Genomic DNA, 22,305 nt, shown 5'->3' with positions numbered 1-22,305 from the left:
CCTCAGGCGATCTTGCCGGCGAGCGAACCCAGGGTCGTGCCGTTGACCTCGTCGAACGCGGTGACGCCCGCCGCGCGCAGCGTCGTGACGGCGCGCACCCACTCGACCGGCGACGAGAGCTGGCGGGCCAGCAGGTCCGGGCCGTCGAACACCTCGCCGGTGACGCCGGAGACCACGGGCACGCGGGCGGGGCGGAACTCGAACCCGGCCAGCACCTCGCGGAACCGGGCCTCGGCGGGCGCCATCAGCGGGGTGTGGAACGGGCCGCTCACGTTGATCGGCACGACCCGCGCGCCGGGCAGCGCGGCGATGGCCTTCGCCGCCACCGCGACCTCCGTGCGGTCGCCCGCGATCGTGGTCTGGGTGTCGGCGTTGAGGTTCGCGACGAACACGCCCGTCAGCCCGGTCTCGATCAGCGCGCGCCGCACGAACGCCACCGGCACGCCCTGCACGGCCGACATGCCGCCGCCGGTGATCTCCGACATCAGCTCGGCCCGCCGCCGGACCAGCCGCAGCGCGGCCTCCAGGTCCAGCACGCCCGCCGCGACCAGCGCGTTGTACTCGCCGAGGCTGTGCCCGGCGTAGAAGTCGTGACCGGTCTCGACGGCGAGCCCCATCAGGGCGTTGACGAAGAACACGGCGGGCTGGGCGTAGCGGGTGTCCCGCAGGCGCCGCTGGGGGTCGCGGACGCACAGCTCCTCGATCGAGTAGCCCAGTACCTCGTCGGCGAGCGCGGTGGCGTCCGGGAAGCGGGCGAACAGCTCCGCCCCCATCCCCTTCCGCTGCACGCCCTGACCGGGGAAGAGCAGACAACGCATGGCGGTGCTCCTAACGGGCTCGGCGGGAGAACTGCTGGACGGACTCGAAGCGCACGGGACGGGCGTCGGCGCGCAGGCACTCGCGGGTGAACCGGCGCGCGCCGGGACCGGGACCGCAATCCACCACGCGTTCGACCCCGGCGTCGCCGATCGCGTGACCCGCCGCCAGCTCCCACTCGATGGGCCGCACCAGCACCTGGTCCAGGAACTCCTGCACCAGGTCGGTCGACCCCCGCAGGTCGCGGGGCGCGTCCGTCGCGTACACGGGCACCTTCAGCGCGTCCGCGCCGGGCATCGGGCCGATGAACCCCAGGTCGTCGCGGACCCGACGGGCGGCGGGCGCGAGCTTGGAGCTGTGGAACGGGATCGAGTTCGACAGGAACGCCCAGCTCACCCGCTCGCGCGTGAACACGTCCTCGTGGGCGAAGTAGAAGTCGAGCAGGTCCGCGGTCGACCCGCTGAGCACCTGGGCGGTGGGGGAGTTGACCAGGCTCACCGAGAGCCCGCCGTCCCGGTCGAAGCGGCGCACCGCGCTGGTCAGGTCGTGCCGCGACATGCCCGTGAGCGACGCCATCGGGCTCGGCGCCCGCCCCTTGCCGTCCCGTGCCAGGTACCGGCTCACCAGCTCGGGACTGGCGACCCGCGCCTCGTCGAGCTGGTGCCCGCGCACGAGGCTGAGCGCGACGAGCTTGAGCGAACTCGCCGCCAGCGCCAGGAACTCGTCCAGCCGCCTGACCCGCATCCCCGCGACGACCGCGGCCTGGAGCCCGATGCTGTGCCCGAGCGCCCCCACGACCACGTCGTCCGCGCTCCACCCGGTCGGCTGGAGGTGGCAGACCTGGCACACGTGCACGCAGATCCCGGCGACGATCGAATTGCGCAGAGCGGCGGCGGGGAAGTCCGAGTCGAGCCATTGTTTCAGGGAGATTCCGCTAGGTAACACCGCGTCGCGCGTATCGTTTCCGATGTATTTCAGGACGTCGTCCAGAACGGTGAACACCGTGTGGAAGTAGGCGGCGTTCTCGGGTCGGGAACGGAGTTCGCGAAGCGCGGCGACCACGGTGTCGTTCGTGCCACCGAGACCGTCGAAGAGCAGCAGGGTACGCATGACCTCGACCTCTTCAGGGGGTCCTGACCAGGGGTGGCCGCGACGATGAGGCCGTGGTGCGAGTTCCTGTGAACGGTTGCACACGCCCGGCCGGGGCGGCTAATAGCGATATCCACATGACCGGAGGACTGGTTGCGACGAAAGGCGGAAGGAGTACCGGACCGCTGAGAAGTTTCCATCCGAATGGCGGGCGGAGTGCGGGATTCCGCATTTTTCGGAGCGGCCATCCCGTTCGGGCAGTTCACCGCGGGTGCGGAAGTCCGCACGGCGCGGCCGTCGACGGGGAACGGCGCGGGCGAGGTCTGCGGCCGTTCGGCACAGCCCGTTCCCCAATGGCCGCGACCCCGACCCCTATCGAGCGGGCGCGGATCGCTTCGTGTTCGCGAAGCGGGCTAGTCCGCCGTCGGGTTCGTCTCGGCCCTCAGATCGCCCTTGTCGTCGGCCACGCAGGTGGCGGTCCTGGCGCTGGTGCCGAGGAAGTCCGTCAGGCACCGGCCCACCTGCTCGTGGCCGCGGGCGTTGGGGTGGAAGGACTCCTGCAAGGCGTGCGAGGCGCGGGCCTCGTCGCGGAGACCGTCGAAGTCGACCGTGAGCCGGGTGAACCACTCGCTCTCCGGCTTGGGGCCGCCCGTGCACGCCTCGTGCTTCGCGCCAGCCTGCGTGAGGTCGAGGTAGCGGGCGTCGACGCGGGTCGCGGCGGTCCTGATGCCCTTGGCCAGCACGCCGACACCCGTGTCGCGCACCCAGGCCATGTCGGCGGTCCGCAGCGGGCAGCCCGCGAGGTTTTGCAGGTCGCCGGGTACGCCGGGGGCGACGGGGGAGGCGTAGGACTGGACGACGAGCGAGTACGAGCGCTCGGTGTAGCCCTCGTCGTCCATGACCTTCCTGATGTCCCGCAACGCCTTCTCGACCTTCGGCACCATCCGGTCCACCCGGTCGCGCCAGTCGTCGGACAGCGTCGCCGTGCAGTCCAGGCCGCGTTCGAACCAGGCCTGCACGCACCGGTTGAGGACGTCGGAGAACCGCGGGTCGTCGTTCGCGCCGACGGCCACCACGATGACCGCGACGCGGTTGACGCGGGCGATGGCGGCGAGCCGCTTCGCCTGGGACTGCTCGGTGTTCTGCAACTTGTCGGTCAGCCCGACGGCCTCGGAGTTCGCGCCGGAGCAGGCCAGGTTGAACGTCCGGTCGATGCCCGCCACGACGGTCTTGTTGATCGTGGCCTTGCGCGAGCGGTGGCACCAGTCGCCGTTCTCGCCGTCCGTGCCGGGCTCGTAGTCGCCCGCGCCCTCCCCGGACATGGTGCTGTCGCCCATGGCCACCATGGCCGTGGGCGCGTCGCGGGCGGGCCCCGGAGGTGCCGCGAAGCGGTGGTCGCTGACCACCGTGAGGACGGCGAGGAGGGGCAACACCACGAGGAGGGCCAGTGACCGGCGCGCTAGCGGATGCATCGGCGCCTACTCTACGGAAATCCGGCCCGCTTCGAGGACGAGCGTGCGGTCCGCCGCCTCGTGCACGAGGTCGTGGTGCGTGGCGATGAGCACGGCCGATCCGGCGTCCGCGGCCCGGCGCAGCACCCGCACGGCGGCGGGCGCGCTGTGGTGGTCCAGGTGCGCGGTCGGCTCGTCGGCGAGCAGCACCTTCGGTCCGGCGATCACGGCCCGCGCCAGCGCCGTCCGCTGCTGCTGGCCGAACGACACCTCCGCCGGGTAGCGGTCACCGAGCCCGTCGATGCCCAGCTCCGCCATCAGCCCGGCCACCGCGTCGGCCACGGGCTCGCCGCGCCGCTCGGGGTCCAGGCGCAGCGGCAGCGCGATGTTCTCCGCCAGCGTCAGCTCGCCCGAGAGCCCCAGCGCCTGCGGCAGCACGGCGCACAGCCGCCACGCGGGGGGAGTGGCCAGCGACCGCCCGCACACCGCCACCGTGCCCCGGTCGGGCTGGTCGAAACCGCACAGCAGGGTGATGAGCGCGCTCTTGCCCGACCCGGACGGGCCGGACAGCGTCACCAGCTCACCCGGCTCCACCGCGAGGTCGACGCCGCGCAGCACGTGCACCGCGCCGCTCGGGTGGTCGAACGAGCGGTGAACGTCCTCGGCTCGCAGGCTCACGCGGGGGCTCCGTCCGCGACCAGGGTGCCGTCCCGCAGCGTGAAGCACGTGTCCGCCAACGCGATCAGCCTCGGGTCGTGCGAGGCGACCACGACCGGGATGCCGCGGCGGGACAGGTCCACGAGGGTCTCCAGGACGAGGTCGGCGGAGGCGCGGTCGAGCTGCGAGGTGGGTTCGTCGGCGAGCACCACCGTGGCGCCGCGGGCGAGCGCGCAGCCGAACGCGAGCCGCTGCTGCTGGCCGCCGGACAGCGCCGTCACCTTCCAGCCCGCCGTGCCGGGCAGCCCGAGCTGGTCCAGCACCTCGTCGACCCGCTCGGGCCTGCCCGCGGACTGGGCGGCGGCGCGCAGGTTGTCGCCGACCGACAGGTGGCCGATCAGGTTGTCGCCGGGGTTCTGGAACACCAGCGCCACGTCGGTGCGCCGCAACGCCCGCCGAGCCCGGTTCGGCAGCCTCGTCGTGCCCGCGCCGCGCAGCTCGACGTTGCCCAGCGTCGGCCGCTCGACCAGGCTCAGCACGCGCAGCAGCGTCGACTTGCCCGACCCGGAGGGACCGGCCAGCACGGTGACGCCGCGCGCCGGGACGTCGAGGCTCACGTCGGACACGGCCGTCACCGTGCCGCCGGGCGTCCGGTAGTCGACGCCGACCTCCACCAGCCGCAGGACGTGGTCAGCCACGGATCAACTCCCCGATTCGAGCGGACCTGGAAGCGCGCAGCGCGATCCACGCCGCCGCCACGACGACCAGCGCGCTGCCGAGCACCGTGGTGGTGAGCAGCGGCAGCAGGTTCGGCAGGACCGGGCCCGGCGCGAGGCGTGGCGCGGGATCCAGGCGCGGCACGGCGAACCCGGTGCCGATCGCGCCCGCCGCGCTGCCGACGACGACCGCGAACCCCGTCAGCGCGCCGAGTTCCACCAGGTGGCTGGACAGCAGCGTCGCCGGGCTCATGCCCATCCGGGTGCTCAGCGCGCCCGCGACGGCGTTCTGCCGCCTGCGCACCTCGATCGCGAGCAGCAGGGCGATGGCCGCCACGATCGCCAGCACCCCGCCGATCGCGGTGACGAAGGTGAACGTCCACTGGATCGTCAGGAACGGCAGCCCGGAGATCGCCTTGGAGCGCTCCTCGACGTTGCGGTAGCCGATCTCGGCGGCCTGGAGCGGCCGGACGAGGTCGATCGCGGACCTGGAGGACCACAGGTACCAGGTGTTGACGTCCTTGACCGACGTGATCCGGTCGATCGGCACCACGTACCCGGAGGTGCCGACCTTGGGGAACGACGGGAGGCCCGCGGTGGGGTTGAGCGGCGGCAGGCCCGGTAGCTGGACCGCGCGGTTCGGCGTCGTGCCGATCCTCAGCGGCTCGGTCAGCCGGGCGCGCAGCTCGTCGGGGTCCACGGCGCCGAGGTAGGCGCCGTCGGTGAACGTCGCGGGGTCGACCACCAGCGCCGTGCGCTCGTACTGGCTGCTGACGCCGACGATCGTGGTGGACCCGCGCAGTTCCGCAGGCAGCTCCCGAGCGCCGGTGACCAGGTCCGTGCCGATCTGCACCACGCTGTTCGCGCCCGTGTAGAAGCCGGACTTGTCGTCCAGCGACGCCTTCTGCGCGCCCGCCACGGTGCTGCCGACGGCGATCGTGCCGATGGCCAGGACACCGACGAGCAGCACACCCGTGACGGGACCCGCGGTCGCGGCCAGCCTGCGGACGGCGATCTGCGCGGCGGGCAGGTGCCACAGCGACATCCGGTGCGACAGCCGCAGCAGCACGCGCAACACCCGCGCCGCGAGCAGCGCCGTCGTCAGCACGACCAGGAGCGGGAACGCGAGCGCGGCGGCGTCGATCCGCGGCAGCCCGCCGATCTTCACCGGCGTGGACAGGCCGCTCTCGCGCAGGCGCTGCCAGGCGAGGACCGCCAGCACACCGGTCGCCAGCTCCCACGGGACCGCGGCGAACACCCGCCGCGCCCGGCCGCTCGACGGACGGCCCTGGAACGCGCGGTGCGTGCGGAACGCGGCGACCAGCCACGTCACCACCAGGCTCGCGAGCACCACGACGCCGACCGCAGCCGCGGCCGTCGGCACAGTGCCGGGCTCCAGCGAGGTCGACGGGGCGTAGACGGGCAGCAGCAGCCAGGCCACGCCCAGACCGGCGATGCCGCCCAGCAGCAGCGGCAGCCCCAGTTCGAGCACGGCCCGGCCGCCCAGCGCCGCGGGCCCTGAGCCGCGGCACCACAGCATCCGCAGCTCGGTGTGGCAGCGCTGCACCCAGCCCGACGTCACCGTGGCGACGCCCGCGAGCCCGATCAGCAGGCTGATCAGGGTCAGCGGCAGGATCGCCGAGCGGACGTTGCCGATGGTCGCCCGCGCGTTCTCGACCGGCAGAGGCAGCACGACGTTGCGGCGCAGCCCCAGGTTCGCCCGGTCCAGCACCGCCGTTCCGCGCTCCAGCAGGGCCTGCGCCTCGGCCGCGGTGGCCGGGGCCTCGGTGGGGAAGCGGACGGTCATGCCGACGCCGCCCGCGGTGACGCTCTCCGGCAGGTCGAGGAACGACTGCCTGCTGGGCATCCACACCACGGCGCTGGTCACGTCGGTGTTCTTGTCGATGATGTTCGGGATGACGAACTGCCGCTCGGTGCACCACCACTGGTCGAGCGGGTCGTTGAGGTCGGCGTAGACCGCGGTCACCGGGGGCAGCCGTCCGCCCATGCCGCGCTGCCCGAGCTGGAAGCCCTCCACGGTCTTCGTCAGGCTCAGCGGCACCCACAGCCCGTCGCGCGACCCGCCTTCGAGGACGCGCAGGCGGTCGACCGCGCCCTCGCGGTAGCCGAACTTCGCGAACGTCGCCGCGCCGCCGAAGTCGGCCCTGCGCACCTCGGTGTACGTGCCCGCCAGCACCTCGCCGCCGCCCGCCGCCTTCGTCGCGATGTCGACGACCTCGTTCACCGACTTCGTCGGCACGCCCTTCTTGGCGTCCAGGCCGGGGTGCAGCAACTGGTCGCAGAGCCGGTCCTCCTGGTAGGCGATGGCGGCGCTGCCGGACGCCGAGGAGTGCAGGACGGCGGCGGCCACGACGAAGCTCAGCAGCAACGCCGTCACGACGCTCACCAGCAGCGTGAGCGGACTGGAAAGCGCTGCTCTGGGGGCGGCGCGCCACGGGATCTGCACCTCCGCACGCTATACGTCGGACGTTCGGCCGGGGAACGTTTTCGCCTCGAACCTTGACAGTGGGTAGATGGTCTAGTCCAATTCCCGGAAGGACCACCTGGAGGCCGCCACCACTAGGAGGACGAATGTCACGAGTGCTGGCCGCCAGGGTGGCGGCGGTGGTGACGTTGATGCTCGGAGCGGTGCTGGTGAGCCTCGCGCCCGCCTACGCCGCGGGTGTCACGGCCACCTTCACCAAGTCGTCGAGCTGGGAGACGGGCTACACCGCCCAGTTCGCCGTCAAGAACGACACCAGCTCGACGGTGACGAGCTGGAAGGTCGAGTTCGACCTGCCCGCGGGCACCACCGTCGGCGCGTACTGGGACTCGTTGCAGACCAACAGCTCAGGCCACTACACGTTCACCAACCGCGACTACAACGGCACCGTCGCGCCCGGCGCCACGGTCACGTTCGGCTTCAACGCCTCGGGCACCGCGAGCCCGGCCAACTGCAAGATCAACGGTGCCGCGTGCACCGGCGGTACGACGCCGCCGACCACGACCAGCAGCACGACGACCACCACGACCACGACGACGACTACGACCACCACCACCACCACCACCACGCCCGCGACCGGCCTGCCGAAGCGGGTGCTCGTCGGCTACCTGCACGCGAGCTTCGCCAACGGCTCCGGGTACATCCGGATGAAGGATGTCTCCGACGACTGGGACATCATCAACCTGTCCTTCGCCGAGCCCACGTCCGCCACGTCCGGCCAGCTCCGGTTCGCCCAGTGCCCCGTCGCCGAGTGCCCGAACGTCGAGTCCGAGGCCGAGTTCATCGCGGGCATCCGCGCCAAGCAGGCGGCGGGCAAGAAGGTGCTGATCTCCATCGGCGGCGCCAACGGCCAGGTCCAGTTGTCCACGACGGCCGCGCGCGACGCGTTCGTCAGCTCCGCGTCGGCCATCATCGACAAGTACGGCCTGGACGGCCTCGACGTCGACTTCGAGGGCCACTCGCTGTCGTTGAACGCCGGTGACACCGACTTCCGCAGCCCGACCACGCCGGTCATCGTGAACCTGATCTCCGCGCTGAAGACGCTGAAGGCCCGCTACGGCAGCAAGTTCGTGCTCACCATGGCGCCCGAGACGTTCTTCGTCCAGGTCGGCTACCAGTTCTACGGCGGCCAGGGCGGCGCCGACAGCCGCACCGGCGCGTACCTGCCCGTCATCCACGCCCTGCGCGACTCGCTGACCCTGCTGCACGTGCAGGACTACAACTCGGGCCCCGTCACGGGCCTGGACAACCAGTACCACTTCATGGGCGGCGCCGACTTCCACGTCGCCATGACCGACATGGTCCTCGCGGGCTTCCCCGTCCGCGGCGACACGACCAAGTTCTTCCCCGGCCTCCGCCAGGACCAGGTCGCCATCGGCCTGCCCGCGAGCGTCAACGCCGGCGGCGGCTTCACCTCCGTCGCCGACACGCACACGGCGTTGAACTGCCTGATGAAGGGCACGAACTGCGGCTCGTACCAGCCGCGGGGCGTGTACCCGAACCTGCGCGGCCTGATGACGTGGTCGATCAACTGGGACCGGTTCAACGGTTTCGAGTTCTCCAAGGCCAACCGGGCGTTCCTGCCCCGATGACCGCCACTGCCGGGTGGTCCCCCCACCCGGCAAGGGCACGCCGACCGGGGAGCGCTCAGGCGTTCCCCGGTCGGCGCTCGGTCGCGTGGCGCAGCATCGATCGCACGACGACCGCGTGCACCGCCCGGACGGGCAGGAAGTAGAGCCTGCCGAACAGGTTGTGGAACCGCACGACGGTACCCACCGTCACCAGCCCGCGACCGGGATCGACCCGCACCCCGACCCGGAAGTCCAGGTGGAGATCATCCACCCCCAGCACGACCTCCTCCGCGGTGCTCAACAACTCCGGGAACGACCCCTTCTTGAGCCCAGCCGTGCCGACCAGCCGGTCCCGCGCGCCCATCAGCAGGCGGAACGTTCGGGGTGGGTTGGAGAACAGGCGGGTGACCCAGGCGTGGGGGTCGGTCGGGGCGTCTTCGGGGAGGGGGGCGGAGTGGGCGTCGGCGTAGTCGACGTGGGGGAGGGAGTCGTGCAGCGCGGAGCTGGCGGGGGTCGGCACGGGCACGGCTCCGTTCGCTGGTGTCCAGGTCGGTGCGGACGGTAGCCGTCGGGGGTGCGGGTCGTGGCGGGAGGTCGGGTTGGGGAGGGCGGGTTGGGGGAGGTCGGGTGGCTGGGGGCGAATGGCGGGGCGGCCGGGTGGATAGGCCGGGGTGGTGGGTGGCCCTGGGCAGTGGGAAGGCCGGGGGAGGGTTGGTCGGGTGGTGAGGTGGTCTGTTTGGGGCGGCTGGTTTGTTGGGCGGCCAGGTGGTGAGAGGACGGCTGGTAGGAAGCGCGGCCTGGCAGGGGGAGGTCGGGTGGTGAGGCGGCCCATTTGCGGGGTGGCCAGGGGTGTGAGGCCGGTCGGTAGGAAGCCGGGGTGATTGGCGGTCGGGTAGGGCAAGGCCGGGTGGCGAGGAGGTTGGTTGGTGGGCGGCCGTTCGGCGAGGCGGCCAGGTGGTGCTAGCCAGGGGGATACCAGGCTGGGTGGTACAAGTCTGAGTAGTGCAAGTCTGGGCGGTATGAGGCCGGGTGGTGGAGATCGGGTGTTGTGGCTGCCCTCGCCGGCTGTCGCCGCTCGATGCTGTCTGGTCCCTGGTCCGGGCCTGTCCGCGGCTGTCCGGTCCCTATCCGCGCCTGTCTGGCTTTGTCCGCGGCGATCGTGGGGCTCGCGCGGGTGTTCGCCGGTGCGGCAGCGGACACCCGCGCGAGTGTCTCAACGCGACAGTGCGATGGCGGTCGGCGCTGTCGTGGTTCGGTCGGGTGGTCTGGCGCGGTGGGGAACGGCCACCTGTGGTGCGCCTGACGTTCTTGGTCACCCCCCGACCGGGGTGTGGAAGCGCTCTCATCGTCGTGGGGTGGTGGGTGTGGGTCAAGGGACCGTTCGGCACCCTGTGGTGCGAAGCTGTGGTGGGTGGAGTTGGGGTGGGTGGAGCTGTGGTGGTTCAGGACGCCTTGCGGACTGCCTTCTCCAGGTCCGCGCGCTTCATCTTGGAGCGGCCGGTGATGCCCAGTGCCTTGGCCTGCTTGTCCAGGTCCGCCTTGGACAGGTCGGAGAGGTCGGCGGTCTTCTTGCGGGTGCCCTCCACACTGCGGCGCAACGCTTCCATCAGGTTGACGACCTCGGTCGCCTCCGGCGGTTCCTCGGCGCTGACCGTCTTCTTGCCCGCCTTCTTGGCTCGCATCAGCTTCTCGACCTTGGTGGTGTAGGTGTCGCGGTAGTCCTCGGGCTTCCACGGGCCGCTCATGGACTCGATCAGCGAGGTCGCCATGGCGACCTCCTTCGGCTTGGCGCGGTCGCCGGTCGGGAGTTCGTCGAGGACGTCCGCCGGGTCGCGGATCTCGTCGGCGAAGTACAGGGTCTCCAGCGCCAGCAGGTCGCCGTCGGCGCGGATGGCGGTCAGGTACTGCTTGCCGCGCATGACGAACGTGGCGATGCCCGCCTTCCCGGTCTTCGCCATGGCGCGCACCAGGAGGCGGTACGGGCGGGCGTACTCGGACTTCGCCGGACCCAGCCAGTAGCTCTTCTGGAAGTAGACGGGATCGATCTCGTCGAGGTCCACGAAGGTGTCGATGTCGATCGTGCGCGACCGTCCGGGCGCGATGTCGTCCAACTCCTCCTGCTCGACGACGACGTACTCGCCGCCACCGACGTCATGGCCCTTCACGATGTCGGAGTACTCGACCTCGTCACCGGTCCGCTCGTTGACCCGCTGGTAGCGGATCCGGTCGGACGTACCGCGCTCGAACTGGTTGAAGTGCACGGTGTGGTCGTGGGTCGCGCCGTACAGCGCCACCGGAATCGTGACCAGCCCGAAGCTGACCGCTCCACTCCAGATCGCCCGAGCCATCGCCACACCCTCCAGATCGCCGAAAGACGCTGGTCGGGTACCACGCGCGGCCAGTCCTCAACCCCCCGAGCAGGGACCGGAAGACCATCGACCCGGTGAGCCGCCAGGCATCCACCCACCCCCCGAGATGCTTCAGCCCGAACGGGATGGCAGACTCGTCCCACCGGGCAGCCGTGGTCTCGTGGCCGACCGCGAGCGCTTTCCGCGCAGGGCAGCACGAATCACCGCCCCGCTGGGCAGTAGGCGCAAGGTCGAGCCTGCCGTAGCAGCCGGATTCCGGGCATGCCAAAGAAAGCCTCGGCCCGCGAAGACCCACTGACAAGGCGCCGTTCAACTTCCGGCGTACCCAGTCCGCAGACCACCCAGGCGACCAGCACCAGGACCACGACCGTCCTCACCGACCAGTCGGCCGACGAGCACCAAGTCCACCGCTCTCACCACCGGCCACCGTGCCGGCTCTACCTCACCTCACTCACCACTGAACCTCACTCACCGCTGACCACCGGCGACTGTGCCGGCGCTATCTCACCTGACTCGCCACCGGTCACCGCCGACTGTGCCGGCGCTACCTCACCGCTCTCGCCACTGACCAAATCCCCACCGGCCAACACCGTGGCGCCACCTCACCTCACCCTCCCCGGTCTCATCACGCCGCACGCCGGATCATCACCTGCCCCGACCCGCAGTGCGCGCACACCGTGCGCGGCACGACCCGGTCGACCAGCAGCCGCCGCGAGTCCTCGAACGTCGGCACCGCCTTGCCCGGCACGAGCAGCGAGTCCAACGCCTCGCGCCAGCGCTCGGCCTTCGCCCGCGACCGCTCCACCGGATCGCTGAGGTGGGCCCGAGCCCGCGCCAGCGACTCCTCGCGCGCCTCCCGGCCCGCCTGCCCCAGCGGCGCCGTCTCCCGCGGCTCGTACAGCCGGGCGTTGCGCCGGTTCACCCGCCACCACTGCCCGAACGGCACGCCCGGCACCGGCGGCTTCGCCCGCTGCCCCCCACTGCCGGACCACGCGCGCAGCCGCGCTCTCAGGAACTCGTGCGCCTCCTGGTCACGCCCGCGCGGCCTGCCCTGCCACGACCCGTCCGGCCGGTGGTCGACGGCCTTGAGCACCGCGTCCACCGACCACTCCTCGGCGAACCACGGCACCAGCACCGCGCGGATGGACTGGCGGTCCGCGTCCGCCCAACTCGCGCGCAAGCACACGGCTTCGACAGCCGTGTCGATCTCGGAATCGGTCTCGGGGATGACACGACCGGGCCACTGCCTCGGATCCAGCCTCACCCGCATCGCACGCTCCTCTCGGCTCGCAACACCCAAAACGAACACCTGTTCGAGATGGTGCCGGTGAGCACCGACAAAAACGGGACCGGCGAACGGCCCGCGAGCCCTTGTCAAGCTCGACACGCGGGTCGAAGGTCCCGATCTGACCTTCTGAGCTGCGGTTTTGTCGCGCAAGCCCTGGCGAAGAATTTTTTCAAGATTTTTTAGACCAGGTCGATCAACCCCCATCCGCAAGCCCCCGGGGGTCATCCCCGATGTGCGCGTCCGCCCCGCCTGCCACCGTCGTGGGCAGCGACCCGCGCCGAGGAGGTCCCCGTGAAGGCGATCGTTCAGCACAGGTACGGCTCCCCGGACGTCCTGGAGCTCAAGGACGTTCCCCAGCCGGTTCCGGGCCCCGGTGAGCTGCTCGTACGGGTGCGCGCGGCGGCGGTCAACGCCTACGACTGGCACTTCATGCGCGGCGACCCGTACCTCGCCCGGCTGTCGATGGGGTTGCGCGGGCCGAAGGAGCGGGTTCGGGGGCGGGACTTCGCCGGGGTGGTCGAGGCGGTCGGGGACGGCGCGGTGCGGTTCGCGGTCGGGGACGAGGTGTACGGCGAGGTGGACGGGACGTTCGCCGAGTACGTGCGCGTGTCCGAGCTGGCCGTGGGGGTGAAGCCCGCGGGCCTGACGTTCGAGCAAGCCGCCGCCGTGCCGCTGGCGGGCAACACCGCGCTCATCGGCGTGCGCGACCTCGGCCGGGTCACGGCGGGGCAGCGGGTGCTCGTGAACGGCGCGTCCGGCGGGGTGGGCACGTTCGCCGTGCAGATCGCCAAGGCCCACGGCGCCGAGGTGACGGGCGTGTGCAGCACCCGGAACGTCGACCTGGTCCGCGAACTGGGCGCCGACCACGTCGTCGACTACCGGTCGGAGGACTTCGCCCGCTCCGGGAAGCGGTACGACGTCGTCCTCGACTTCGTCGCGAACCGGTCGCTGGCCGACCACCGCCGCGTGCTCACCCCCGGCGGCACGCTGGTCCTCGCGGGCGGCGGCGTGTCGGAGGGCGGGTCCTTCCTGGGGCCCATCGCGCTGCTGCTCAAGGCCCTGGTGGTGCGGCCGTTCATGAGCCAGCGCGTCTGCCCGCTCACCGCGGTGAACAGCGCGGAGAACCTGGCCGTGCTCGGCGAACTCGTCGAGTCCGGCCAGGTCACCCCGGTCATCGACCGCGGGTTCACGCTGGAGGAGGCGGCCGAGGCGATCCGGTACGTCGAGGTCGAGCACGCGCGGGCCAAGGTCGTCATCACGGTGTGATCAGCCCGGCTGGAGCCCGGCGGACTCGTAGTCGCAGGCCGCGTTCCACAGCAGGAACGACTTCGCGCCCGCCTCGGTCGAGCCCGCGATCTGCGCCTGGACCTCAGTGGGGCCGTACGACTTCGCCAGCGAGAACGACTGGAGCCACGGGATGACCGCCGCGCCGGAGTTCTCGGTCACCGCGACGAAGTCGGCGACCGAGGCCTTGACGATGTCGTGCGGCTGCCCCTCCGGATCGGCGACGCCGTACTCGCCCGGCCCCCAGTGGGACGGGTACACCATGGGGGCGATGTAGTCGACCTGCGCGGCCATCGCCGGGATGTCCTGCGCCACGTCCGACCCGCTGCGCGCGGCGATCCCGAACACCGACGCCCCGACGAACGCCCCCCGTGGCCGCACCGCTTCGCGGGAGTCCCCGAGGAAGTCCGCGATGGACTGCTCGGGGGACGTGGTCAGGCCGGGGAACGTCATCCGCGCGAGCGGGCCGTCCGGGCGGCGGATGTAGTCGTAGAGGATGTCGTCGAAGCCGAGCGACGCGGCCTCGACCGCGAGTTCGACGTTGTAGGCGCGCACCTCGGGGTTGGCGAAGTTGGTGAACGCGAAGCCGCCGTACCCGCCCGACCACGGCGACCCGCTCTCGTCCTGCACCACCAGGTCCTTCGCGCCGCTCCGCCACGCGGCCTCGGCGAGGACGGGGTCCCGGAACGCGACCAGCCTGCCGACGACCCGTACGCCCGCGCCGTGGAGCTGGTCGATCACGGCCCGCGCGTCGTAGTTGTCCGTGCCCGCGCCGAGCTTCTTCGCCATCGGCACCTGCGAGTCGTAGCCGATCTCACCGCTCTCGTCCTTGATGTCGAGCTGCACGGTGTCGATCCGCTTCTCCCGGATCAGCCGCAGCACCGGCTCGCGCAGCGCCTCGGACGCCCACGCCTGCGCGCTCATGTGCACCGCCCGCATACCGGGGTGGTGGGCGCGCACCTCCAGGTCCTGGTGGCCGGAGTTGCCCGCCGCGTCCGTCGCCTCGACGCGCACGCGGCCGGGCACGGCGGCCAGTGACGCGCTGAAGGAACCGTTGGTGTCGACGGGGAAGCGCTGCTCGCCGATCAGCACCGACTCGGCTCCCGCCACCGTCCCCTCGACGGTCACCGGATCGCGCAACGACACCGCGTCGACGGCGTCGGCCAGCACCGTCGGAGCCGTGTCGTCGATGGTGAACACGCGCTCGGTCGACGTGCCGGGCAGGAACGGCACGCTGTTGTCCACGCGCACGACCAGTTCGTGCGCGCCGTCGGCCAGGTCCACCGGCTCCGCGGTCAGCCGGTCGCCGTCCCGCCGCGTCGGCACGACCACGCCGTCGATCACCACCTCGACCGAGTCCAGCGAACCGGCGTCGGCCGAGCTGATCGCGAGCCTGTTGACGTCCACGGACCGCACGACCGCCCCGTCCTCGATCCCCTGGACCACGAGCGCCGTCCCGCGCGAGTGGGCGACGCTGATGGACGTGGCGGCCACGGCGGTGGCGGCCATGGCCACCGCGACGATGACCATGCCCCGAGTGCTGACGGACGGTGAAACGGTCATCGTTGTCTCCGGGTGCTCCGAGAAAACCGGACCTGTCGTCATTCGTCGGGGATTACCCCGATTTTCTCCAACGGGAAACCCTGGCACCCGCGATCAACCGTGCCGGGTGACGGAGCCGGGAAAAGTGTTCACCGTCGGTATAAAACGGCCCCGCCGAAATTGTTCCAACGGGTGATCGTCCACGACCGGCCCAACGACTCGTGAACCATCGCGAAGCCGTTGCGCCGGTACGAATCTACACGCTGGGTAGTCGCGGAGTCGAAATGCTCCCGACCACCCACCGACCAGGTGCCGAAAACCGCTTTTCCAGTCGTGGCGGCGGCACCGAAAAGGGTGGCGGGCCATTTTCCGGGATTGCCTTCCACGTTCGCAGGTTATTCCTCATCGGGAACGGATGGCGGCCTACCGCGGAGGGGATGACCCGTGAAGGAGATCAGCTCGACGTGGCAGGTGACCGTGCGCGGTTCTCCCGCCCCGGTGGCGAGTCGCGCGGACCTCGGTTCCGCGCCGACACCTTGAACCGCCCGACCCGATCCGGCACCACCGCTAGTTGACCACCGTGTTCGAAGTTCGTTGTCACGGAAGGAAGACCATGCACAAGAACATCCAGCGCGGCCTCTTGGCCGCGGTGATGTCCGGCGCGCTCATCGTGCCCGGCACGTGGAGCGCGAGCGCAGGCGTCGCCCACCCGACCCACTCCGGGTCCGACATGGGCGACTGGGGAGGGCCGTCGCACGACAGCGGCCCCCAGGTCGCGGTCGGCGGCGACGGTGGCGACTCCGGGCACGGCGGTGACGCCGAGAGCACCAACGTCGCGGTGTCGGGCGACTCCGGTGACTCGGGCGACTCGGGTTCGACGGGTGGCAACTTCACCTACGTCTACTGCCCGCTGGGCGGGTGCAACACGTACGTGATGACGGGCGACTCCGGTGACACCACCACGGGTGACACCGGCGACGCGACCATCGCCAGCGACACCACCGCCGGTGACACCGGCGCGGGTGGCGGCGGCGGTGACGCCGAGGTGGAGGCCACTCCGGCGGTCCACTCGTTCGCGGCCGACGACTCCGAGGAATCGGTGGCGGTCGCGGGTGACGGTGGCGACTCGGGCGCCGGTGGCGACGCCGAGAGCGTGAACGTCGCGGTCAGCGGTGACTCGGGCGCCTCGGGCGACTCCGGTGACACCGGCTACAACGCGACCCTGACCACCGCCGAGGACGAGTGGAACCACGACGAGTGGAACAACAACGACTGGAGCGACAACAACAACAACTGGAACGACGACAACGACAGCGACTGGAACGACGACTGGAACGACGGCGTTTGGGAGCACGGCGCGGTCAACGACGACTGGTGGGGCTCGTGGGACTGGGACGACGACTCGTCCACCGTGGTGACCACGGGTGACTCCGGCGACACCACGACCGGCGACACCGGCGACGCGTCCATCACCAGCGACACCTCCGGTGGCGACTCCGGCGATGGCGGCCACGGCGGCGACGCCGAGGTGTGGAGCTCGTTCATGGACACCGTCGAGGTCTGAGGAAATCGTGCGCGGACCGGGGCGCCCGCCCCGTCGGTGACGGGGAACGCCCGGTCCGCCGCGTAGGGGAAAGGGGGAGCCGCACACGCGAGGTTCCTGGCGGCGTGGGTTTTCGCACCGCCGCCAGGAGCTGTGTGCGGCTCCGTCTCCGAACGACCGGGAAGAGGTGGGCATGACCCAGGAGCAGGCGGATCCTCCGCCACCCCGATTCCGCGTTCGCCTGCGCGGGTACGACCGGCGTTCGGTCCATGCGGAACTCGCCGCGATCGACTCCGAGACCGCCGCCGCACGCGCGAGGCACGACGACGCGCTGGTCCGCGTCAAGCGCGCGGCCGCCGAACTGGGGCGCGGCTACGGGACGTTGCACGAGTACGAATGGCTGCACGCCGAGAACCCGACCCGCGACCCGCTCGCGTGCTTCGTGCGCCACCTCCTCTTCACGGCGATGAACGAGGCCCGTGCCATCGAGGCGGACGCGCGAGCCAGGGCACGCGCGCTCGCCGAGGAGGGCGAACGGCTGCTCGGCGCACGGCGCGAGGAGCTGTCGGAGGCCCACCGGGAAAGCGTGCGCAGGCTGGAAGGCGCCGCGGTGCAGGCGGGTCGGCTGGTGGACGCGATCGTGCGGGAGGCGGAGGGGCTGGCCGACGACCTCGCCGACCAGCGGGACGCGCTCCAGGCGCGGATCGCGAGGACGGGGTCGTGAACGGGACGCGCGGCGAGTGGCCGACGGCGTTGCAGGAGGTGTTCACGGCGGCGCGGCGGGTCCTCCCGTCGCGGTTCCGCGGTTATGGCCGCCGGGAGGTCGACGAGGTGCTCCGGGAGGCCACCGGGCGGTTGGCGGCGGCCGTCGAGGACGCCGACGCCTACGTCGAACTGGCGGCCGTCCTGGACGAGCAGGTCCTGGTGATGCGGTCGCTCCTGGACGAGTACGACCGGCTCCACTCCGGTGACGAGGTTTGCCGCGAGGAGGACCCGGCGATCCGCGACGTGGTCACGCGGGCGCGGCACGACGCGGCCACCGTCGTCGCGGACGCCCGCGGCCAAGCCCGCCTCGCCCTCGACCGGCAGGAACGGACCATCGAGTCGGGGATGGCGGCGCTGGAGGACGCGGGGCGGGAGGACCGGCGGCGGTTGGCCCTGTCGACCACCGCGGCGCTCGACGTCGTCCGGGACGCCAGGAGCGGCTGCGAGGAACTGCTCGCCCGCCTCGTCGGTCGGGAGCGGGTGATCGAGGAGTGGACCCGCGAGTTCGCGGACCTCCTCGACGTCCTGCCGTCGTTCCACGGGACCGTCGAGGTGCCGCGGAGCAGGAGGCCGGAGGAGGTCGGCGTACCGCGGCCGCGTGCCGCCGAGACCACCCCGACCGCGGTCGAGACCGGGGTGAGCGCCGCAGGTGACGGCGGTGCCGCGGAAATGATCATGTGACGAACCGGTATTCGCCCTTCTCGGCGAGTTCGACGGATTCCTGTTCGAGGAGTACACGATCGTGTAGCCGGCTTGGAGGTCGATAGCGGAGGGCGGTAATTTCGCTCGCGGCCACCGGTGGGCGAGGACTCGGGATATCCGCTGCCGTGATTCCGGCTGGCCACGTCGCCTGGAATACTATCGAAGGAATTCCGTTGCTGAAGAAGATCGGTACCGTCGTCGCCGCCACCGCCACGGGTTTGGTCGTGCTGGGTGGAATGGCCTCCGCCTCGGAGGCAGGCTGCGGCGCCACCTGCCGCGCCGATGACGCCATTGGCCAAGGCGACAGCGTTCACCAGGGCAAACACCGACAGGTGGGCCTGGTCAACGTGAACGACACGAGCGTCGCGGAGAACGTCAACGTCGTCGGCGCCGTCTGCGACAACAACATCAGCGTGCTCGGCGTGCAGGTGCCCATCGAGGACGTCGCGAACGGGATCACCGTTCCCGTCGGGTCGCCGGGCCACACCGAGGCGATCAGCGCTTCTCCCGACTTCTGCTCCATGTCGGGGATCATCCACCAGTAATTCCGCCGGTTGGTTTTCACCGGATTTCGTGGGTCCGGTGGAAATCGGCGACAGCGGTGAAAACCGCCGCCCCGTGAACGTCAGGGGTGGGGCCAGGGATTGGGCTCGCACACCTTGCCGTCGGTCGGCACCACGGCCTGCTGCGGGTTCTCCCGCGTGAGGCGCGCGAGTTCGTCGTTCGCGGTGCTGAACGTCTGCTGCATCATCACCGGCGCGGGTCCGCCGTCGACGTCGCACGGCTCGTGCGAGTGGCCGAGGAAGTGGCCGACCTCGTGGTTGACCAGGTACCGGCGGTACTCGCCGAGGTCGTCGAACGCCTTGGCGCCGCGCACCCAGCGGGCCGCGCTGAGGTAGACGGCGTCGTCGATCCGGCACGACGTGTCGTACGGCAGCTCGAACCCGCACAGCGCGCGGGCCGTCTCCTGCGAGGTGAGCCTGATCCGCAGGGCGGGCTCCTCGACGTCGACCCGGCGCAGCGCCACCTCGCCGTCCGCCGTCCAGCCGCGCGGATCGCCCAGCGCCTGCTCCACGGCGCGGCCGAAGGCCGGATCGCCGTCCGCGGGCCGCACCCCGTCCTCGACCTCCACCGAGAAGGTCTGGACGAGCCCGTCCCCGACCGCCTCACCGCTGCCGGGGACCACGTGCCACGTGCCGTAGCCGAGCCTGGGGACCGGCGGCCCGTCGGGCAGGTCCGCGGTGGAACCGCGCGCTCCCGTCAGCCGATCAGGGCCGGTGGCCGACGTCGGCGCGGGGTTCGCCCTGACCGTGATCAGCGCGTTCTCCGGTAACGACCACGGCTTCGCCTCCGCGGTGGTCCCCGCCAGCCGCACGGTGGTGATCGCGACCAGGGAAACCGCGCAGGCCGCTGCCGTGCCCGCGATGGTCCGGACCCGTGACTTGCCGAACACCATGAATGAACTCCCCAGGGCAGCAACGCATTCGTTCTGTCCACTCATTCTCCCGAGGCGGGGAGGTGAATGGGCGATTCTCGGGACTTGTTCACCTGTAAGGGAATTCCCGAACGCGGAAGGTGGTCGTCAGGAGGGTGAACGCCCGGAAGTGAGACCCGAAACGGTGGTTTTCCCCGACGGGAACGCCTTTCCGGGCGAGACCGGCCGAATGGGCGGGCCGCGCGCCCTCCCGCGAAGTACGGTTTCAGCATGGTCGCGTACCTCAGGGTCTACGAAGTCCCTTTCCTCGTCGAGTGCGAGGGTGTGACGGTCGCGGAACTGGCGGACGCGGTCCGGGTGTGGAGCCACCGGGCCGAACCGGTCGCGTTCACCGTCGGCGACGGGTTCACCTTCGTGATCAACTTCCACCTCCTGCCCGTCGTGCTCGTCACGGACGAGACCGGGATCACCAGGGACGAGGACGGCGAGCGAGCACCGGTCGTCCGGGTGGTGCTGCCGCTCCCGTTCGTCGAGAACTGCCGAACCGCGCTGAACGGCGAGCACCTGGTGTGACGCCGTGCGGCGCGCGGAAACCGAGGAGTACGCCATGCGGAGGTCACCCCGACGACGCCGGTGGGCCGTGATCACCACGGCCGTCCTGTTCTCCGCTCCAGGTTGCGGCACGGGTGGGTCGCCGGTGGTCGAGGCCGTCGGGTCCAGCGCCCTCCCCGGCCCGAGCGCGACGTCCAGCTCGCGGGCACCCGAACCCGCCGAGGTGGGCGCGAACGAACTCGGGGAGGTGCCGGTGCTGATGTACCACCGCGTCGTGCGGAACCCCGCGTCGGTGTACGACCGCGACCCGACGGAGTTCCGCGCCGAACTCCGCCGACTGGCGACCGAGGGGTACGTGCCCGTCACCGCCGCCGACTTCGCCGCGGGGGAGATCGACATCCCGGCGGGCGCGCACCCCGTCGTGCTCACCTTCGACGACGGCGACCCCAGCCAGTTCGCGCTCGGCCGCGACGGCGCCCCCGACCCGGACACCGCCGTCGGCATCCTGCTCCGGGTGGCGGCCGAGCACCCCGGTTTCCGGCCCGTGGCGAGCCTCTACGTCAACGCCGAACCGTTCGGCGGCACGTCCATGACGTGGTTGCGGGACAACGGTTTCGAGATCGGCAACCACACCCACGACCACGCGGACCTCTCCGGGCTCGACGGCGCGGGGGTGCAGCGGGAGATCGCTCGGGGGCAGGCCGCGATCGAACGGGCGGTGCCGGGGTACCGGGTGTCCAGCCTGGCCCTGCCGTTCGGGTCCGCGCCGCAGGACCCGGCGCTGGCCCTGCGCGGTGCCTCGGAAGGCGTTTCCTACGACCACCGCTGCGTCTTCCTGGTCGGTGCGGAACCGTCGCCGTCGCCGTACGCGCAGACCTTCGACCCGTCGGCCGTGCCGCGCGTCCGGTCGCAGGGGCCGACCGGTGAGGACGCGGCCTACGGTTCCTCGGTCCGGCTCGACGAACTCGCGTCCGACCCCGGCCGCCGCTACACCTCCGACGGACGGGCCGACCGGATCTCCTACCCGCGGTCGAGCGGGGTCGTCCCGTCGGCGCGGTTCGCCGGGCGGGCGGTCGGCTACTGAAGGGCCGGGACGCCCGTGCTCAGTGCGACGAGCCGGTCGTACGAGCCGTTGAACAGGTTCTGGTCCAACGGGGTCGACGTGTGCTGCCAGATCGTGTGCACCGTCCACGCGTGCGGCAGTTCACCGACCGAGTCGGAGTACCTCGCCACCCACAGCGGGTTCGTGGCGCTGAAGTCCCCGGTGTTGCCGGTGCACTGGGCCCACCAGCGCGTCGAGGTGTAGATGACCGGCCACCGACCGGTGAGCTCGGCGTAGGTGTCGCTGAAGGACAGGATCCAGTCGACCATCGCGGTGCCGGACATCCCGTAGCAGGTGCTGCCGTAGGGGTTGTACTCGATGTCCAGCACGCCGGGGAGGGTTTGGCCGTCGGCCGACCAGCCGCCGCCGTTGGCGACGAAGTACTGCGCCTGTGTCGCGCCGTCCGACCGGTCCGGCAGCGCGAAGTGGTAGGAGCCGCGGATCATGCCCACCTGGAAGGAACCGTCGTACTGCTGCTCGAAGTGCGGGTTGAGGTAGTCGGTGCCCTCGCTCGCCTTGACGTAGGCGAACCGCTTGCCCTCGGCCCAGTGCGCGGCCCAGTCGATCTCGCCCTGGTGGCTGCTGACGTCGATGCCCTCGACCCCGCCCTCCCCGGACGGCGCGGACCGCTCAGAACCGCCGGTCCCCTCGTGCTTGGCGATCTGCGAGCCCGCGTAGTGGTCCGCCGATCCCTCCGGCAGCCGCGCCTCGGCGGTCGCCTGGACCTGGGTCGAGACGAGCCACCCGAGCACCACCGCCATGACCGTGGTGCGTTCTGCCCACCTGTTCCGTCCGCGTCGTGTCGACATGCTTCCCCTGCCCTCGTGCGTCCCGCCAAGGCGTTGCGGCGATTGCTTCCGAGCAACGGCTACCCCTGTCCTGCCACGGGGAAAACGCGGGTTCGGCCGTGCAACCCGTGC

The 22,305-nt window shown here is 71.2% G+C and carries 21 protein-coding genes; 8 read left to right on the top strand and 13 right to left on the bottom strand.

The window, feature by feature from the left end; translation table 11 throughout:
• Nucleotides 1-2: 2 nt before the first annotated feature.
• The 6 genes from NZH93_RS34740 to NZH93_RS34715 all read right to left on the bottom strand — a co-directional run bounded on the left by NZH93_RS34740 (nt 3) and on the right by NZH93_RS34715 (nt 7,196).
• Nucleotides 3-818 carry an ACP S-malonyltransferase gene (locus NZH93_RS34740; RefSeq protein WP_259627522.1) on the bottom strand — a complete coding sequence of 272 codons (816 nt, stop codon included), beginning with the start codon at nt 816-818 and terminating at the stop codon, nt 3-5.
• 10 nt (nt 819-828) lie between these two features.
• Nucleotides 829-1,926 carry a hypothetical protein gene (locus tag NZH93_RS34735; RefSeq protein ID WP_259627521.1) on the bottom strand — a complete coding sequence of 366 codons (1,098 nt, stop codon included), beginning with the start codon at nt 1,924-1,926 and terminating at the stop codon, nt 829-831.
• Nucleotides 1,927-2,318: 392 nt separating this feature from the next.
• Nucleotides 2,319-3,377: a GDSL-type esterase/lipase family protein gene (locus NZH93_RS34730; RefSeq protein WP_259627520.1), complete on the bottom strand. Its 1,059-nt coding sequence runs from the start codon at nt 3,375-3,377 to the stop codon at nt 2,319-2,321.
• A gap of 6 nt (nt 3,378-3,383) precedes the next feature.
• Entirely contained in the window at nt 3,384-4,034 is a 651-nt protein-coding gene (locus NZH93_RS34725) for an ABC transporter ATP-binding protein (protein WP_259627519.1), read from the bottom strand.
• Entirely contained in the window at nt 4,031-4,711 is a 681-nt protein-coding gene (locus tag NZH93_RS34720) for an ABC transporter ATP-binding protein (RefSeq protein ID WP_259627518.1), read from the bottom strand. The genes NZH93_RS34725 and NZH93_RS34720 overlap by 4 nt, the downstream gene beginning before the upstream one ends.
• Entirely contained in the window at nt 4,704-7,196 is a 2,493-nt protein-coding gene (locus NZH93_RS34715; protein ID WP_259627517.1) for an FtsX-like permease family protein, read from the bottom strand. Before NZH93_RS34715 ends, NZH93_RS34720 begins: the two co-directional genes overlap by 8 nt.
• A gap of 125 nt (nt 7,197-7,321) precedes the next feature.
• Between NZH93_RS34715 and NZH93_RS34710 the strand changes: the two genes are divergently transcribed.
• Nucleotides 7,322-8,824 carry a chitinase gene (locus tag NZH93_RS34710; protein WP_259627516.1) on the top strand — a complete coding sequence of 501 codons (1,503 nt, stop codon included), beginning with the start codon at nt 7,322-7,324 and terminating at the stop codon, nt 8,822-8,824.
• Nucleotides 8,825-8,879: 55 nt separating this feature from the next.
• Here NZH93_RS34710 and NZH93_RS50940 read toward each other — a convergent pair whose 3' ends face one another.
• The 3 genes from NZH93_RS50940 to NZH93_RS34695 form a co-directional block, all read right to left on the bottom strand.
• Nucleotides 8,880-9,323 (bottom strand): DUF2867 domain-containing protein, encoded by a 444-nt coding sequence (locus NZH93_RS50940; protein WP_259627515.1) that lies wholly within the window; start codon nt 9,321-9,323, stop codon nt 8,880-8,882.
• Between the two features lie 922 nt (nt 9,324-10,245).
• Complete coding sequence (gene ku, locus NZH93_RS34700) at nt 10,246-11,151, bottom strand: non-homologous end joining protein Ku (RefSeq protein ID WP_259627514.1); 906 nt, start codon at nt 11,149-11,151, stop codon at nt 10,246-10,248.
• A 646-nt stretch (nt 11,152-11,797) separates the two neighbouring features.
• Nucleotides 11,798-12,442 carry a hypothetical protein gene (locus tag NZH93_RS34695; RefSeq protein WP_259627513.1) on the bottom strand — a complete coding sequence of 215 codons (645 nt, stop codon included), beginning with the start codon at nt 12,440-12,442 and terminating at the stop codon, nt 11,798-11,800.
• Between the two features lie 309 nt (nt 12,443-12,751).
• On the opposite strand from NZH93_RS34695, the gene NZH93_RS34690 reads away from it, so the two are divergent.
• The gene (locus NZH93_RS34690) at nt 12,752-13,726 is read left to right on the top strand and encodes an NAD(P)-dependent alcohol dehydrogenase (RefSeq protein WP_259627512.1); all 975 of its coding nucleotides are present in this window, start codon (nt 12,752-12,754) and stop codon (nt 13,724-13,726) included.
• Here the strand turns inward: NZH93_RS34690 and NZH93_RS34685 are convergent, their stop codons facing one another.
• Together NZH93_RS34685 and NZH93_RS34680 are read right to left on the bottom strand one after the other, a co-directional pair.
• Nucleotides 13,727-15,307, bottom strand: coding sequence for a putative glycoside hydrolase (locus NZH93_RS34685; protein ID WP_259627511.1), 1,581 nt, complete (start codon nt 15,305-15,307; stop codon nt 13,727-13,729). It lies immediately after the preceding gene.
• A 128-nt stretch (nt 15,308-15,435) separates the two neighbouring features.
• Nucleotides 15,436-15,672 carry a hypothetical protein gene (locus NZH93_RS34680; RefSeq protein WP_259627510.1) on the bottom strand — a complete coding sequence of 79 codons (237 nt, stop codon included), beginning with the start codon at nt 15,670-15,672 and terminating at the stop codon, nt 15,436-15,438.
• 227 nt (nt 15,673-15,899) lie between these two features.
• Here NZH93_RS34680 and NZH93_RS34675 point away from each other — a divergent pair, with 227 nt between their 5' ends.
• From NZH93_RS34675 to NZH93_RS34660, 4 genes are all read left to right on the top strand, one after another.
• Nucleotides 15,900-16,850 carry a hypothetical protein gene (locus NZH93_RS34675; protein ID WP_259627509.1) on the top strand — a complete coding sequence of 317 codons (951 nt, stop codon included), beginning with the start codon at nt 15,900-15,902 and terminating at the stop codon, nt 16,848-16,850.
• A gap of 172 nt (nt 16,851-17,022) precedes the next feature.
• Nucleotides 17,023-17,553, top strand: a complete 531-nt coding sequence (locus tag NZH93_RS34670) for a hypothetical protein (protein ID WP_259627508.1) — start codon at nt 17,023-17,025, stop codon at nt 17,551-17,553.
• A complete protein-coding gene (locus tag NZH93_RS34665) occupies nt 17,550-18,275 on the top strand; it encodes a hypothetical protein (protein ID WP_259627507.1) in 726 nt (241 codons plus the stop codon). The genes NZH93_RS34670 and NZH93_RS34665 overlap by 4 nt, the downstream gene beginning before the upstream one ends.
• A 146-nt stretch (nt 18,276-18,421) precedes the next feature.
• Nucleotides 18,422-18,841 (top strand): hypothetical protein, encoded by a 420-nt coding sequence (locus tag NZH93_RS34660; RefSeq protein ID WP_259627506.1) that lies wholly within the window; start codon nt 18,422-18,424, stop codon nt 18,839-18,841.
• A gap of 80 nt (nt 18,842-18,921) precedes the next feature.
• On the opposite strand, the gene NZH93_RS34655 is transcribed toward NZH93_RS34660, so the two are convergent.
• On the bottom strand, nt 18,922-19,752 hold the full coding sequence (locus tag NZH93_RS34655) for a DUF3152 domain-containing protein (protein WP_259627505.1): 831 nt from the start codon (nt 19,750-19,752) through the stop codon (nt 18,922-18,924).
• 249 nt (nt 19,753-20,001) lie between these two features.
• Here NZH93_RS34655 and NZH93_RS34650 point away from each other — a divergent pair, with 249 nt between their 5' ends.
• Both NZH93_RS34650 and NZH93_RS34645 read left to right on the top strand, forming a co-directional pair.
• A complete protein-coding gene (locus NZH93_RS34650; protein WP_259627504.1) occupies nt 20,002-20,304 on the top strand; it encodes a hypothetical protein in 303 nt (100 codons plus the stop codon).
• Nucleotides 20,305-20,338: 34 nt separating this feature from the next.
• Nucleotides 20,339-21,367 carry a polysaccharide deacetylase family protein gene (locus NZH93_RS34645; RefSeq protein ID WP_259627503.1) on the top strand — a complete coding sequence of 343 codons (1,029 nt, stop codon included), beginning with the start codon at nt 20,339-20,341 and terminating at the stop codon, nt 21,365-21,367.
• On the opposite strand, the gene NZH93_RS34640 is transcribed toward NZH93_RS34645, so the two are convergent.
• Nucleotides 21,361-22,194, bottom strand: a complete 834-nt coding sequence (locus NZH93_RS34640; RefSeq protein WP_259627502.1) for a lysozyme — start codon at nt 22,192-22,194, stop codon at nt 21,361-21,363. The genes NZH93_RS34645 and NZH93_RS34640 overlap by 7 nt on opposite strands.
• Between the last annotated feature and the right edge of the window lie 111 nt (nt 22,195-22,305).

Origin of the sequence: Umezawaea endophytica (genome assembly GCF_025061645.1) — a bacterium.
Classification (GTDB): domain Bacteria; phylum Actinomycetota; class Actinomycetes; order Mycobacteriales; family Pseudonocardiaceae; genus Umezawaea; species Umezawaea endophytica.
The sequence above is the reverse complement of the archived record's forward strand: the minus strand, read 5'-3'. Positions and strand labels throughout refer to the sequence as shown.